The sequence below is a fragment of the Streptomyces sp. NPDC005962 genome (assembly GCF_040629205.1).
Lineage (GTDB): Bacteria > Actinomycetota > Actinomycetes > Streptomycetales > Streptomycetaceae > Streptomyces.
Genome location: NZ_JBEXVE010000007.1, coordinates 131,651 through 146,489, shown reverse-complemented (window position 1 = coordinate 146,489; position 14,839 = coordinate 131,651). Strand labels below are relative to the sequence as shown.

Below are 14,839 nucleotides of genomic sequence, written 5' to 3'. Positions count from 1 at the left end.
GCCACGGTCCGTTTGTCAGGGGCGGTGTTCGGTGGGCGCGTGCTCCGCCGCCGTCGGCGTCTCGGGGCTGAAGGCGTGCTCCGGTTCCGGGTGGCCGGGGCCCGGGCCGAGGAGGCGGTGGGTGGCGCCGGGGCGGAGTCCGTCGAGGTGGACGGCGATGTGGCGGCGGGCGGTGGTGTCGAGCCACTCGGGCGGGGTGTTGGGGAGCGGGCGACTGATCATGGCCGCGGCCATCAGCAGATCGGTGGAGTTGACGTCGTCACGCACCGCGCCGCACTCCCGGCCGAGGACGAGGATCGCGTCCAGGCAGCCGGTGACGCGGTGTCGCAGGACGGTGGCTTCCTCGTCGTGGAAGCCCGGGCCGCCGAACAGCGGGAGGACGAGGCGCGAGCGCTGTTCGACGACGCCGGTCAGGAAGCGTTCGACGGCCCGCAACGGAGCGTCCGGACCGTCCTCTTCGGCCACCTCCCGCGCGGCCCGCGCCTCGGCGAGCACGGTTTCGTAGCCCTCGACGCCCACCTGCCGGCAGAGCGCGGCGCGGTCGGGGAAGCGGCGGTAGAGCGTCGCGATGCTGACGTTGGCGCGGCGGGCGATGTCGTCCAGGGGCGCGGCGGTTCCGTACTCGCCGAACATCGCACGGGCCGCGTCCAGGATGCGCTGCTGGTTGCGGCGGGCGTCGGCTCGCATCGGGGGCTTCGACCGTATGGAATCCTGACCGTCCCTCACGTCCTCCGCGCCTTCCCCTTGTGGCGTACAACATGTCGTGGATCACACCGCACGACTGAGCCTAGCCGGGCGGCGGGCGGGATCCGACCGTGGTGTACGGGGCATCGGCGGCCGAGGGGCGGTTCGGTAGCCTCGGTCCTCGGCACGGTGGCCGGGTGTGGATCGGGGGATGTTCGGTGGATCGGACAAAGGCGGGCGTCGAGGAGCGGGTCCGGCGCGACTGGGGGCTCATATTGCCGGAGTCGTTCTTCCGGCTGATGGAGTTCCTGGGACGTCTGGGGCCCGTCGAACGCCGGGCGCTGGCGGACATGGAGGTGTCCCCGTACGGTGTCGCGGACGTGTACGAAGACCCTGGCGCGCGGCCCCGCGAGGGCGTCGATGTGCGGGTGCACGGGCGCTACTACCGGGACCCGCCGGAGTTTCTGACGTTTCTGCACGGCGGGTCCGACGGGCTGCACTACGGGCTGTGGTCCGACGACGGGCGCACGTGCGATGGGGTCGCCTCGTACTACACCCACGACGGTGGCGGGATCGAACGGCGCACGGGAACGCCGCTGGAGGCGGTGCGGGCGCTCCTGGAGCGTCACTGGCAGGACCTCGCGGACGACGACGGGGACGAGGAGTACCTGGCAGGGCGGCGGTCGGGGCTCGAGGCGCTGCGGCTGGCGCTGACCGGCTTCGAGACCGGGGACCGGGCGGAGGTGGGCATCGCCTACTCCAGGATCCACGATTTTGCCGCCCTGCCCGTTGAACCGGGGCGGATCACCACCCTGGACGGTGCGGGCGCGCTCGTCGCGGGCGGCACCGCGCTGGACCGGCCCCCGCACAACGGCGCCGACGATTACGCGTTCGCGCAGTTCATGTACGGGTTCGTCGAGGACCACGCCACCGTGGAGCGGAGCGTGGAGGAGGCGCTGCGGCGGTGTGCCGCGGGGGATCCGGCGGAGGCGCTGGTGCTGGGGCGCGATCTGCACTGGGCGTCAGGGGGCGAGCCGGCGTTGGAGGAGTTCGCGCGGGATCTCCTCGCGGCGGCCTACGGCGCGCTGGGCCGCCCCGCGCTGGCGGGGATCGCCGCCGCCCATCACCGCCACCGTGGTCTGCCCCGGGTCGATGTGCTGGTCCCGAGCGGCTGACCGGAGGGCGCTACGCGCCGTCGGCCCAGCCGGTGGCGGTCACCAGCTCACGTGCGATGTCCACCACCAGCCGCCCGTCGGTGGCCACGCGCAGGGTGTCCGCGGGGGCCTGCTCGTCCAGGAGGCGGGCCTTGCGGGCGCTGCCGCGCAGTTCGTGCTCCAGTTCCGAGCCGAGTTCCCGGCCCGTCAGCCGCTCCTCCGTCGTGGCGTCCGAGGCGGTGAGCAGGACGCGTACGATCCGGGCACGGGGCCCGGTGGCGCGCTCGATCATGTCCGTGGTCTCGGGCAGCACGCTCACGGTGTTGGTGTAGACAAGGCGCCGGTGGCCGAGTTCGGCGTAGTTGGCCCAGAGGGCCGTCAGGTTGCGTTCGGCGATCTTCGTGCGGCGCGGATCGTCCTCGGGGGCAGGGTGCACCTGGGCCATGAAGTCACCCTCCAGGATCGCGTGGGGCACCGACGCGGCGCGCAGCCGCGCCGACACCTCCCAGCCGACCGTCGTCTTGCCGACGCCCGCGCGCCCTCCGATGACGAGTACTTCGGTGCGTTCCATGGTGGGAGGGTGTCAGTCGTGGGCCGCCGGGCGCGACGCTTTATCCGGGGCGTCGGCGGCGTCCGGCGACAGGAAGTCCGACAGGCCCTCCAGCAGCCGGTCCACGTCCTCGGCGCTCGTGTAGGGGGCCAGCCCGACGCGGAGTCCGCCGGTGTCGCCGAGGCCCAGCCTGCGGGAGGTCTCGATCGCGTAGAAGGCTCCGGACGGGGCGGCCACGCCGCGGTCGGCCAGGTAGCGGTAGGCGTCGTTGGTGTCACGGCCGTCGATGGTCATCAGGAGGGTGGGGGTGCGGTCCGCCGCGCGGGAGTGGACCGTGATCCCTTCGAGGGCGGCCAGCCCCTTGTCGAGGCGCAGCCGCAGCGTGTCCTCGTGTTCTTCGAGGGCCGCGTACGCCGACGCCAGGCGTTCGCGGCGGCTGCCCCGCGCCCGCGGGTCCAGACCGGCGAGGAAGTCGACGGCGGCGCGGGTTCCGGCGAGGACTTCGTACGGCAGGGTGCCCAGCTCGAACCGCTCGGGGATGGCGTTGGTGGAGGGGAGCAGCTTGTCGGGGTGCAGGGTTTCCAGGAGTTCGGGGCGGGAGGCCAGGACGCCGAGGTGCGGGCCGAGGAACTTGTACGCGGAGCAGGCGAAGAAGTCCGCCCCGAGCGGGCCGACGTCGACGAGGGAGTGGGCGGTGTAGTGCACACCGTCGACGTACAGCAGCGCCCCGGCCCGGTGCGCGCGCCGGGCGATCTCCGGTATCGCCGGGCGCGTGCCGATGAGGTTCGAGGCGGCGGTGACGGCGACCAGCCGGGCGCGCTCGCTCAGGACGGCGCTGATGTCGTCGGGGGTCAGCTCGCCCGTCGCCGGGTCGAAGTCGGCCCAGCGCACGGTGGCCCCGGCCCGGGCCGCGGCCTGGGTCCAGGGGCGGACGTTGGCGTCGTGGTCCAGCCGGGTGACCACGATCTCGTCGCCCGGCGACCACGTCGTGGCGAGCGTACGGGAGAAGTCGTAGGCCAGTTGGGTGGCGCTGCGGCCGAAGACGACCGCGGTGGGGTCCGCGCCGAGCAGGTCGGCCATCGCCTGGCGGGCCGCGGCGACGATCGCCTCGGCGTTGCGCTCCCCCGCGGTGTTCCGGCCCCGGTTGGCCAGCGGGTGCGCGAGGGCGTCGGTGATGGCCTCGATGACGGATACGGGGGTCTGCGTACCGCCGGGGCCGTCGAAGTGGGCCGAACCGGCCTTCAGGGCGGGAAACTGCGCGCGGATGGCGGTGATGTCGTACGTCACGGCAACTCCTTGCTGCGGTGCGGAGGGCGGTCGGCGGATGAGGCACCGTGGTGATCGATTATGGAGTTCGCCGGGGCTGTGGGGAACAGCGCCGCCGCCGGTGATCAGGCGCGCGGTCGGCCGCCCTGATTGAATCATCACATCAGGCCCATAACGGGAAGAACCCTCACCCCGTCCCGCCGTGTGGAACCGGGGCGCGGGACCGGCACACGGAGGGCGGTGGCACCGGCGTGAACAGCGAGTCTCCCCCTCCGGAGCCCGCTCCGAAGCCGCCTCCGGGGCCCGCTCCGGCGCCAGGTGCGGGCGGGGTGGGCGATCGGGTGCATCCCGGGCTGCGGATGGCCGCCGCGTACGCGTGGCGGCTGGTGGCCGTCGGGGTGGCGGTCTATCTGGCGTTCACCGTGCTGGGGCGTTTTCAGCTGGTGGCGGTCGCGGTGTTCCTGGCGCTGGTGGGCACGGCGCTGCTGCGGCCGTTGGCCGATGTGCTGGCGCGCCGGTTGCCCCGGCCGCTCGCGGTGGCGCTGGCGGTGTTCGGGAGTCTGCTGGTGGTGCTGGGGCTGCTGGCGCTGGTGGGGAACGCGGCGGCGGGCGAGGTGGGCAGGCTGGTGGGCGAGTTCCGCGGCGGGATCGGCCGGATCACTCGCTGGCTGGAGGGGCCGCCGTTCCATATCCGGCACCGCACGCTGACCGGGCTGCACAACAGGATCAGCTCGTTCGTCACGGCCCATCGCGCCACGCTCATCAGCAGTGCGCTGAGCAGTGCGGGCCGGGTCGTGGAGGCGCTGACCGCGGTGGTGCTGGCGCTGTTCTGCTCGCTGTTCTTCGTCCATTCCGGCGACGGGATGTGGCGGTGGTTCCGCGAACAGCTTCCGGAGGCGGCCCGCTCCCCGTGGGACCGGGCGGGCCGGGCGGCCTGGAGCACCTTCGCGGGGTACACCCGGGGAATCATCGTGGTGGCGGCCGCCAACGCGGTCCTGGTCGGCCTGGCCCTGTTGCTGCTGCGGGTGCCGCTGGCGCTGCCGCTGACCCTGCTGGTCTTCTTCGCCACCTTCATCCCGCTGATCGGCTCACCGATCGCGCTGGCCGTCGCCACGGTGGTGGCGCTGGCGGGACGGGGGCCGGTCATCGCGGCGGTGGTCCTCGCGCTCATCGTCGTGGTGGGGCAGTTCGAGGGGCATGTGCTGCATCCGCTGGTGATGAGCTGGGCGGTGCGGCTGCATCCGGTGATGGTGGCGATCTCGGTGATCGCGGGAAGCATCGTGGCGGGGGTGGTCGGCGCGATCGTGGCCGTGCCCATGGTGTCGGTGGCCTGGTCCGTGTTCCGCGCACTGCGTACCCCGCCTCGATAAATTGCATCTCAGATTCGTATTATCTAATCTGGCGTCATGCGGCTGACGAAATCGACCGACCTGGCCCTCCGCGCCATCATGCGACTGGCGGTCACCGGGGCCGAGCCGTGCACCGCGCGGCAGATCGCCGGGGAGATGCGGGTGCCGTACAGCCACTTGGCGAAGGTGGCCGCCCGGCTCCAGCACCTCGGGATCATCGAGACGCGCCGGGGGCGGGGCGGCGGGCTGGCGCTCACCGGGACCGGCCGCACCGCGTCGGTCGGCCAGCTGGTCCGGGAGCTCGAAGGAGCCGGTGAGGTGGTCGACTGCGAGGGCGACACCCCGTGTCCGCTGCGGCAGGGCTGCCGGTTGCGGATGGCGCTGCGGCAGGCGCAGGAGGCGTTCTTCTCCTCGCTCGACCCGCTGACGGTCACCGATCTGGTCGACTCCCCCACCGGGCCCGTGCTGCTCGGTCTGGTCGGCCGGGGCCCGGGGGCGGAGCGGTGAGCCCGCCGGGAACGCCGCTCCGCCCCGCCCGCCCCTGTACGGCGACGCTCGCCGCGCCGGGTCTCTTCGCGCCGTTGAATACGAATCACACGTACCACTTAGGAGCCGGTGATGCTCTCCCAGAAGTCCGCTGACACCGTCCGTGCCACCCTGCCCGCCGTCGGCGCGGCCATCGGGTCCATCACCGACCTGTTCTACCGGAGGCTCTTCGAGGCCCACCCGGAGCTGCTGCGGCACATGTTCAACCGGGGGAACCAAGCCGCCGGCGTCCAGCGGCAGGCCCTCGCCGGGGCCATGGCCGCGTTCGCCACCGCGCTGGTGGAGCACCCCGGCGTCCGCCCCGACGCGATGCTGAGCCGGATCGCGCACAAGCACGCCTCGCTGGGGGTGAGCCCCGCCCAGTACCCGCTCGTACACCGCCATCTGTCGGCCGCGATCGCGGAGGTGCTCGGCGGCGCGGTCACCGAGGAGGTCGCAGCCGCCTGGGACGAGGTCTACTGGCTGATGGCCAACTCCCTCATCGAGATCGAGCGGCGGCTCTACGCCGAGCAGGGGGTGCTGGCGGGCGGGACCTGGCGGCCATGGGAGGTGGCCGAGCGGGTCCGGGAGACCGCGGACGTCGTCACCTTCCGGCTGCGGCCCGCGGACGGCCGCCCGGCACCGGCCTTCGCGGCGGGCCAGTACGTCTCGGTCCAGGTCGAACTGGCCGACGGGGCGCGCCAGATCCGCCAGTACAGCCTGACCAACCCGCCCGGTGCGACGGTGCGCTCCATCACCGTCAAGCATGTGCGCGGCGGCTCGGGGCCGGACGGCGAGGTCTCGGGCCATCTGCACGAGCACCTCCGGGAGGGCGATGTGCTCAGCGTGTCCGCACCGTATGGCGACCTCGTGCTCGGCTCCGGGGACGCCCCGCTGCTGCTGGCGTCGGCCGGTATCGGCTGCACACCGATCGTCGCCATGCTGGAGGACCTGGTCGACCGGGGGCATCAGGCCCCGGTCGTCGCGGTCCACGCCGACCGCTCCCCCGCCGACCACGCGCTGCGCGCCGATCAGGAGCGGCTGATCACCAAACTCGCCCAGGGCTCCGCGCACCTCTGGTACGAGCGGCCGGAGGACGGGGCGACGGCCCGGCCGGGGGACGGCGAGACGGCCGGGCGCACCGGCCGGATGGACCTGTCCGGCGTCGAGATCCCCGAGGGCGTCCACGCCTATCTCTGCGGGCCGCTGGAGTTCATGCGGTCGGTGCGCGCCCAGTTACTGGAGCGCGGTGTGCGGCCGTCGGACATCCACTACGAGGTCTTCGGCCCCGATCTGTGGCTCGCGCAGGACTGACCCCGGCTCACCCGGCGGCCGTTTCCAGCCGTTTCCGGTCGTCTCCGGCGGCCGCCGGGCCCGGGATTCCGGCGTGAAGGACACGAATGGCCCAGGGTCCGGTCGCCTTGGTCCGGGTACTCATGGGACGGTACGCCCCACGGATTCCACCCATCCCGGATGAATCGCCGGAAATGGCCGTCGATACCCCCGCACTCGACCGAGGAACCATGGATCGCGAAAAGATCACTCTCACCGGTACGCAGGAGACGATGCTCGCCACGCTGTACGGCAGGGCGGTGGACAGCCGCTCGCCGCACTCCGTCCTGGGCGATCACACGGCGCAGGAGGCGGTGGAGCGCGTCGCCTACGACTTCGGCAAGACGGGCATGACGGAGACCACCGCCGTCGGCATCGCGCTCCGGGCCAAACAGCTCGACGACTGGACCTCCGCGTTCCTGGCCGAGCACCAGAAGGCGACCGTGCTGCACCTGGCGTGCGGGCTGGACACCCGGGTCCACCGGCTCGCCCCGTCGTCGTCGGTGCGCTGGCTGGACGTCGACTACCCCGACGTCATCGAACTGCGCCGACAGCTGCTGCCCGAGCCTTCGGGGAACTACGAGATGGTCGCCTCCTCGGTCACCGAGGAGGCATGGCTCCGCGAAGTGCCCGACGACCGGCCGACCGTGGCCGTCTTCGAGGGGCTGACGATGTATCTGCGCCAGGAGGAGGGCAAGCGCCTCATCCAGCGGATCACCGACCGGTTCCCCGGCGGCCAACTGCTCTTCGACGTCTACGGATCACTGGGCATCCGCCTCCAGAAGATGGTCCCGGCGGTACGCAACGCGGGCGCGACGCTGCACTGGGGCCTCGACGACCCGCGGGAGATCGAGGGCTGGCACGACGGGCTGACCCTGATGGACGCGGTGCGCAGCGTCGACATGCCGGGGATGGAGGCGATGCCCACCGCGGGCAGGATGAGCATGAAGGTGATGTCGCATCTGCCCGGCTTCAAGGACGTGGGCCGCATTCTGCGCTACCGCTTCTAGATGCCCAATCCCGCCTTCGCTCTCCAGGACCGGCCGTCGGCAGTGGTGTATTCGCCTGCGCCGCACACACCTTGACAGTACAGATGACAGCGCTTTCTATGGCGTGATGACCTCTGGACGACGATCCGTCAGACCTGTCAGATCCGTCAGATCCGGCCGACGGCCACTCGGCCTGTTCACCGCCGCCGCCCTCGGCGCCGCCGCCACGCTCATGGCGCTCCCCGCCCCCGCACAGGCCGCCACGGCGGCCTCGGGCACCACCTACTACGTCGACTCCCGGTCCGGGCACGACGACGCGTCCGGCACCGGCGTCCGCGCGGCGTGGCGCAGTCTGGAGCGGGTCGGCCGGACGACGTTCCGGCCCGGTGACCGCATCCTGCTGAAGGGAGGCGGCTCCTGGAAGGGCCAGTTGTGGCCGAAGGGCTCGGGCGAGAAGAACCGGCCCATCGCGATCGGGCGTTACGGCGCGGGCCCCAAGCCCCGCATCCGGGCGGAGGGCCGGGTCGATGACGCGGTGCGGCTGTTCAACCAGGAGTACTGGGAGATCCGTGACCTCGACGTCAGCAACGCGCTGCCCGCCACGGGGACTCCGGGCGAGAATCTGCGCGATCTGCGCGGCATCCATGTCTCGGGGGACGACTCACGGCAACTGGATCACTTCGTGATCGACAGGGTCGATGTCCACGATGTCACCGGCGAGGTGAACTGGATCAGCGGCGACACCGCGGGCAACGCCCCGGGCGTGCGCTTCAAGACCGGATGGGACCGGTCGAAGAAGACCGGCGGCATCGTCTTCGACACCACCGTGCCCGACATCACGGCGCCACCCGCCGCCCCGACCGTGCTGAACGACGTACGGGTCCAGAACTCCACGGTGCGCGATACCTCGTTCGCGGGCATCGTCGTGAAGCAGTACACCGGTGACATGAAGGACGCCAACGGCGACCCGGTCGCCAAGCCGACCGGCTGGGGCACCCGGACCTCGGCGTCCGACACCACGTTCACCCCGCACACGGACATCACCATCCGGAACAACCACATCTCCCAGGGCGGCACCGCGTACGGCTGCAACGCCATGTATCTGACCAACGTGCGCGGCGCGCTGGTCGACCGCAATGTGGTCGACCAGGCGGGGACGTCGGGCATCGAGGCGTACTACGCGGACGACGTGGTGATCCAGCGCAACGAGGTGTACCGGACGGAACGGAAGGCCGGGGGCGCGGACTCCAACGGCATCGACGCGGACAAGGGCACCACGCAGGTGGTCATCCAGTACAACTTCGTCCATGACAACGGCGACGGCATCCTGCTCTGCCAATTCGCCTTCGGCGACGTCGTGGTGCGGTACAACGTCCTGAACGGCAACTCGCGGTATCCGCTGTATCTGCATTCGGACAAGGCAGCGTCGGCCGAGGTCTACAACAACACGGTGCACAACGCGGCGAGCGAGTACCTGGTCTATGGCTACGGTTCCTCGCTGAACGCGCGCTACAACCTGCACGACAACGTGTTCTCCTCGGCGGTCGCCGACGCCACCCTGACGACCAGCCCGACCATCACCTACGACCGCAACTTCTACGGCGGCGCCGCGCTCCCGGTACCCGCCACGGACTCAAACGCGCGCACCGGCGACCCGCTGTTCGTCAACCCGGCCGTGTCCGGCCCGTACGGCACACCTACCAGCGGTCCGCGGCTGCGCACCGGCCTGGCCTTCGCTCCCCGCCCGGGCTCCCCCCTGATCGACAGCGGCGCCCCCACCCCCGACAACGGCGGCCGCGACTACCGGGGCACGCCCCTCTACCGCGGCGCGCCCGACATCGGGGCGATCGAGGGCCCGCGTTAATCGCTGTCGATTGTCAGTGGTGCCTCGTACCGTGAGGACATGGCGGAGATCGAGTACGTCCGGGGGGACGCCACCTCGCCCCACGGCAAGGGAGTGAAGATCCTCGCCCATGTCTGCAACGACCTGGGCGGCTGGGGGAAGGGCTTCGTGCTAACGCTGTCACGGCGCTGGCCGGAGCCCGAGGCGGCGTACCGCCGGTGGCACCGTGAGCGGGCGGGGAACGACTTCGGGCTGGGCGCGGTGCAGTTCGTCCAGGTGGGCCCGTATCTGTGGGTCGCGAACATGATCGGTCAGCGCGGGATGCGCCGTGGCAGCAAGGGCGTTCCCGTGCGGTACGAGGCGATCGACACGGCGCTGGGCGCGCTCGCGGCCAGGGCCGCCGAGGCAGGTGCGTCGATTCATATGCCGCGCATCGGCTGCGGGCTGGCGGGCGGCCGGTGGTCGCGGGTCGAGCCCCTCATAGAACAACGGCTGACAGCGCGGAACATCCGCGTCACGGTCTACGACCACGGCGGCTGAGTCGGCCCCGCGACCCGGGCTGCGGTAAGGAGGCGGAGATGGAGACCGGCACACTCGATCCGATGGAGCGGCTGCTCGCCGAGCGGGCCTGTGAGCGTCTGCTCGTGGAGTTCCTGTGGCGGCTGGATCTGGGCGAACCCGGCGCGGTGGCGGAGTTGTTCACCGCCGACGGGATATGGGAGTGGCCCGGCGGCGATCGTCTGGTGCGGGGGCGGGACGCGCTGCGGGAGTATTTCGCCTCGCGGCCCGCTGACCGGTTGTCGCGCCGGGTGTGTTCCAACGTCCTGGTCACGGTGGACTCCGCGACGACGGCAGGTTCGACGTCGTACTTCGCGACGTACCGGGTGGACGGCTATCGCGGGGGCATCGTGCCGACGCGGCCGCCGGTCAATGTGGGGCACTACGAGGACCGGTTCCGCCGGGTGGAGGGGCGGTGGCTGCTGGCCTCGCGCACCACGCATCTGGCCTTCGGCGGGGAGACGGAGCGGCTCGGGGGCGCGGAGCAGGGCTGAGGCGGCGGCTAGGTCAGTGGTCCTCCGCGGGCGCGCCGCAGCGCTCGCAGCGGTCGAAGGGGGCGGTGTCCTGGATGGCACCGCAGGCGGCGCACACGCGGTCCAGCCAGCAGGCGGCTTCCCCGCCCTCGGGCTCGGCGGGGGCGCCGTCAGCGGGCTGCCGGGGGTCCGTGTCGTCGCTCATCGACGGTGTCCTTCCGATTATCCGGATGCCAAGGGTGCCATGCGGTAGATAGGTCGGATCTATGAAGCACACTTGGGCCTTGATGGGCCGTCATTCGGTCTCACCCCTCCCCAGTTATCGGATGACTCGGTAACGTATCCGCCTCGGGAGGCAAACATGGAGAGATCTGTCAGACGCTCCGCCCTCGTCCTTCTCCTCTGCGGCGCACTGGCCATGACGCTGTTCGTCACGGGCCCGGCGCGGGCGAAGGAGCAGGCGAAGGACTCCGCGTGGACGGTGGGCGGTCCCTTGACGAACGGTCCAACGTCACGCGCGGACTCCGGTCCGCTCGCCCGGTTACGGCTCGACCGGGCCTCGGGCGCGCTGACGCTTCAGGTGTCCCGAGCCGGTCGTACGGTGGTCGAGCCCTCGCCCGTGGGCATCGTCACCGAGCGGGCGGACTTCTCGCGCGGGCTGCGGTTCCTGGGCCGCGTCGACCGTACGGTGGCCGAGCGGTACCGGTCCACGGTCGGCAAGGAGCGCTCACGCACGGTCCGCATGACCGAGGCGCGCTTCCGGTTCCGGGGCAGCGGCGGCGCCCGGCTGGACGTGCTGGTGCGGGTATCCGGCGACGGGGTGGCGTACCGCTACGCCCTGCCGTCCGGCAGCGGTGATGTGCTGGGCGAGACCTCGGCGTTCACGCTGCCCGCGAACGCGGACGCGTGGCTCGGCGACTACCGCAAGGACAACGAGAACCTGTTCAAGCAGTACACCGCGGCGACGGCGCCCGCCGGTGAGTACATGGCGCAGGCCCTGTTCCAGACGGGCGGCACCTACGCCCTGATCGCCGAGTCGGACCTCACCGGCCGCTACTCCGCCGCCCGCCTGGTCCACGAGGAGGGCAACCCGACGTACCGCATCGGGCTGTGGGACCAGCGGGTGGAGTCCGACGGTCCGCTCAGCACTCCGTGGCGCGCGATGGTCGTGGGCGATCTGGCGACGGTCACCGAGTCCACCTTCACCGACGATCTGGCTCCCGCGTCGAAGGTCGCCGACACCTCATGGGTCCGGCCGGGGCCCGCGCTGTGGACCTGGCTCGCGGGCGGGCGTCCGGCCGGGCAGAGCCTGTCGATGCAGAAGGGGTACGTGGACTACGCGGCACGCCGCGGCTGGCCATATGTGGTGGTGGACGCGGGCTGGTACTTCGACCCGGATCAGTGGGACGTCACCGACCCCGACTGGCAGCGCGACAGCTGGATTCCGGAGCTGGTCCGGTACGCCCGGGAGCGGAAGGTCGGCATCCAGGTCTGGATTCATCAGCGCGATCTGGACACCGCCGAGGAACGCGAGCAGTGGCTGCCGACCCTGGAGAAGTGGGGCGTCAAGGGGGTGAAGATCGACTTCATGGACTCCGAGTCCCAGGCGACGCTGCGCTGGTACGACGAGATCCTTCCGGCCACCGCTGCCCACCATCTGCTCGTCAACTTCCACGGCTCGACCATCCCCAAGGGCATCCAGCGCACCTGGCCGCAGGTGATGACGATGGAGGGCGTCAACGGCGAGGAGAAGCGGGTGAACACCCCGCAGCACCTGGCGACGCTTCCCTTCACCCGCAATGTCATCGGCTCCATGGACTTCACCCCGGGCGCCTTCCACCGGGCCGAGCGCCCCAACGCGGCCTCGGACGCGGGCGAGCTGGGCCTGTCGGTGCTGTACGAGTCGGGCATCCAGAACCTGGCGGGCACTCCCGAGTCGTACGACGCCCGTCCGCAGGCCCGGCGCTTCCTGGAGCAGATACCCGCCTCCTGGGAGCGCACCCGGCTGCTGACGGGGCGGCCCGGGGAGAGCGCGGTGCTCGCGCGGGAAAACGGCGGGCGCTGGTTCATCGGCGGCATCTTCACCGGTGACGCGCACACCGCCGCCGTGCCGCTGCGGCTGGGCAAGGGGAAGTGGCTGGTCGACCTCGTCCTCGACGGGGCGGACGGCCTGGTGCGCACATCACGGGTGGTACGCGGCGGGGACACCGTGTCCGTCCCGGTGGTGAAGGACGGCGGCTTCGCCGCCATCGCCTGCCGCTGGCGCCCCGGCGTCACCGGCTGCGACCGGTCCTGACGCGCGGCGGCGGCCCGGGACACCAACGGTGACCCGGGCCGCCGCCGGAGCGGCGGATTCCGCGCGCCTGACGCATGATCGTTCCGGGGCGACCGAAGCGGATCACACGTCAGGAAGCGGATATGGCGATCACCAGATGGTTCTTCGAGCCCGGCCACACGGCCGCAGAATTCAGGGCCAGGCACATGATGGTCACGTACGTACGCGGGCAGCTCAAGAATGTCGAGGGCTCGATCGAGGTGAATCCCGACCGGCCGGAGGACGCCCGGATCGAGGCGACCATCGACGCGACGCAGGTGTACACCGGGCAGCCGCAGCGGGACGCCCATCTGCGCAGCGCGGACTTCTTCGATGTCGAGCACCATCCGACGTGGACGTTCACCGGTACGGGCGTCACCCAGCTGAGCGAAACCGAGTTCGAGGTCGCGGGCGATCTCACGGTGCGCGGTGTCACCCGCCGGGTGCCGCTGCATGTGACCTATCTGGGGCATTGGAGCACGCCCTGGTGGGAGGGCGACCGGGATCTGGGGCCGAGGCGGCGGGCGGGCTTCCTCGCGACGGGCCGGGTCAACCGGCACGACTTCGGGGTGTCCTGGAACGACACGGTGGACAAGGGCGGGGTCGTGGTGAGCGACATGGTCGACATCACCCTCGACATCGAGGCTGTCCTCGATCCCGACGGCGGGCGCTCCTGAGCGTCCGGAGGACCAACCCGTCAGCCGGTCAGCCAACCGGCCGCCTGAGGATTAACCGGTCAGCCGGTGCGGGTCCGGCGGCCCGGGGGCTTGCGGGTGCGGGTCCACTCCCCCAGCTGCCGGGCCGTCCAGGTGTTGACGATCCGTTCCCCCGGCACGCCGCATTCCACCGCCCGGGCGCATCCGTTGATCTGCCAGTCGAGCTGGCCGGGCGCGTGGGCGTCGGTGTCGACCGAGAAGAACGTCCCCGCCCGGACCGCCTCCCGGAGCAGCCGACGCGGCGGATCAAGGCGCTCCGGACGGCAGTTGATCTCCACGGCGGTGCCCGACTCCGCGCAGGCCGCGAAGACCTCGGCGGCGTCGAACGCCGACTCGGGGCGCTTGCCGCCCAGCAACCGCCCGGTGCAGTGCCCCAGCACGTCGACGTGGCGGTCGCTGACGGCGGTCACCATCCGGCGGGTCATCGGGCGCGCGTCCATCCGCAGCTTGGAGTGGACGGAGGCCACCACCAGGTCCAGCCGGTCGAGCAGTTCGGGCTCCTGGTCCAGCGTGCCGTCGGCCAGGATGTCGACCTCGATCCCGGTCAGCAGCCGGAACGGGGCCAGCGTCTCGTTGAGCGCCGCCACCACGTCCAGCTGCTCGCGCAGCCGGTCCGCCGTCAGTCCCCGGGCGATGGTCAGCCGTGGGGAGTGGTCGGTGAGCACAGCCCAGTCGTGGCCCAGCCGGGCGGCGGTACGGGCCATCAGCTCGATCGGGGAACCGCCGTCCGACCAGTCCGAATGCAGATGGCAGTCGCCGCGCAGCGCGGCCCGCAGCTCCTCCGCCTCGGCCTCGGGCCGGTGAGTGCCCTCTCCACCACCGGGTTCCAGCTTCCGCAGATATCCCGGCACCTCCCCCGCGAGCGCCTCCTTGACCACCAGCGAGGTCTTGGGGCCGAGGCCCTTGAGCGAGGCGAGGGTCCCCGCCGCCACCCGTCGCTCCACCTCGTCCCGGGACAGCCCGGCGAGCACCGCCTGCGCGTTGCGGAAGGCGCGCACCCGGTAGGTCGGTGCCTGCTCGCGCTCCAGCAGGAACGCGATCCGGTCCAGGGCCGTCAGCGGGTCCACCACGCCCTCCCTCGTCCTC

General features: G+C 71.6%; 15 protein-coding genes. 10 read left to right on the top strand and 5 right to left on the bottom strand.

Features of this window, described 5'->3' with window-relative positions; genetic code table 11:
- Positions 1–15: 15 nt before the first annotated feature.
- Positions 16–687: a helix-turn-helix domain-containing protein gene (locus tag ABZ370_RS14380; protein WP_358620081.1), complete on the bottom strand. Its 672-nt coding sequence runs from the start codon at positions 685–687 to the stop codon at positions 16–18.
- Positions 688–902: 215 nt separating this feature from the next.
- On the opposite strand from ABZ370_RS14380, the gene ABZ370_RS14375 reads away from it, so the two are divergent.
- Entirely contained in the window at positions 903–1,859 is a 957-nt protein-coding gene (locus ABZ370_RS14375) for an ADP-ribosylation family protein (RefSeq protein ID WP_358620079.1), read from the top strand.
- Between the two features lie 10 nt (positions 1,860–1,869).
- Here the strand turns inward: ABZ370_RS14375 and ABZ370_RS14370 are convergent, their stop codons facing one another.
- Both ABZ370_RS14370 and ABZ370_RS14365 read right to left on the bottom strand, forming a co-directional pair.
- Positions 1,870–2,409, bottom strand: coding sequence for a hypothetical protein (locus ABZ370_RS14370; protein ID WP_358620078.1), 540 nt, complete (start codon positions 2,407–2,409; stop codon positions 1,870–1,872).
- A gap of 12 nt (positions 2,410–2,421) precedes the next feature.
- A complete protein-coding gene (locus ABZ370_RS14365; RefSeq protein ID WP_358620076.1) occupies positions 2,422–3,675 on the bottom strand; it encodes a cysteine desulfurase-like protein in 1,254 nt (417 codons plus the stop codon).
- Between the two features lie 338 nt (positions 3,676–4,013).
- On the opposite strand from ABZ370_RS14365, the gene ABZ370_RS14360 reads away from it, so the two are divergent.
- From ABZ370_RS14360 to ABZ370_RS14330, 7 genes are all read left to right on the top strand, one after another.
- A complete protein-coding gene (locus ABZ370_RS14360; RefSeq protein WP_358620392.1) occupies positions 4,014–5,024 on the top strand; it encodes an AI-2E family transporter in 1,011 nt (336 codons plus the stop codon).
- 36 nt (positions 5,025–5,060) lie between these two features.
- Entirely contained in the window at positions 5,061–5,510 is a 450-nt protein-coding gene (locus ABZ370_RS14355) for an Rrf2 family transcriptional regulator (RefSeq protein WP_358620075.1), read from the top strand.
- Positions 5,511–5,621: 111 nt separating this feature from the next.
- The gene (locus tag ABZ370_RS14350; protein WP_358620074.1) at positions 5,622–6,842 is read left to right on the top strand and encodes a globin domain-containing protein; all 1,221 of its coding nucleotides are present in this window, start codon (positions 5,622–5,624) and stop codon (positions 6,840–6,842) included.
- A 209-nt stretch (positions 6,843–7,051) separates the two neighbouring features.
- Positions 7,052–7,870, top strand: a complete 819-nt coding sequence (locus ABZ370_RS14345; protein ID WP_358620072.1) for a class I SAM-dependent methyltransferase — start codon at positions 7,052–7,054, stop codon at positions 7,868–7,870.
- 106 nt (positions 7,871–7,976) lie between these two features.
- On the top strand, positions 7,977–9,713 hold the full coding sequence (locus ABZ370_RS14340) for a right-handed parallel beta-helix repeat-containing protein (protein ID WP_358620070.1): 1,737 nt from the start codon (positions 7,977–7,979) through the stop codon (positions 9,711–9,713).
- A gap of 39 nt (positions 9,714–9,752) precedes the next feature.
- Complete coding sequence (locus ABZ370_RS14335) at positions 9,753–10,232, top strand: Appr-1-p processing protein (RefSeq protein ID WP_358620068.1); 480 nt, start codon at positions 9,753–9,755, stop codon at positions 10,230–10,232.
- 38 nt (positions 10,233–10,270) lie between these two features.
- On the top strand, positions 10,271–10,744 hold the full coding sequence (locus ABZ370_RS14330) for a nuclear transport factor 2 family protein (RefSeq protein ID WP_358620066.1): 474 nt from the start codon (positions 10,271–10,273) through the stop codon (positions 10,742–10,744).
- Positions 10,745–10,757: 13 nt separating this feature from the next.
- Here ABZ370_RS14330 and ABZ370_RS14325 read toward each other — a convergent pair whose 3' ends face one another.
- The gene (locus tag ABZ370_RS14325; RefSeq protein WP_358620064.1) at positions 10,758–10,928 is read right to left on the bottom strand and encodes a hypothetical protein; all 171 of its coding nucleotides are present in this window, start codon (positions 10,926–10,928) and stop codon (positions 10,758–10,760) included.
- A 156-nt stretch (positions 10,929–11,084) separates the two neighbouring features.
- Between ABZ370_RS14325 and ABZ370_RS14320 the strand changes: the two genes are divergently transcribed.
- Complete coding sequence (locus tag ABZ370_RS14320; protein ID WP_358620063.1) at positions 11,085–13,019, top strand: glycoside hydrolase family 97 catalytic domain-containing protein; 1,935 nt, start codon at positions 11,085–11,087, stop codon at positions 13,017–13,019.
- A 122-nt stretch (positions 13,020–13,141) separates the two neighbouring features.
- A complete protein-coding gene (locus ABZ370_RS14315; RefSeq protein WP_358620061.1) occupies positions 13,142–13,714 on the top strand; it encodes a YceI family protein in 573 nt (190 codons plus the stop codon).
- 59 nt (positions 13,715–13,773) lie between these two features.
- Here the strand turns inward: ABZ370_RS14315 and ABZ370_RS14310 are convergent, their stop codons facing one another.
- A complete protein-coding gene (locus tag ABZ370_RS14310) occupies positions 13,774–14,820 on the bottom strand; it encodes a PHP domain-containing protein (RefSeq protein ID WP_358620060.1) in 1,047 nt (348 codons plus the stop codon).
- Positions 14,821–14,839 lie beyond the last annotated feature (19 nt).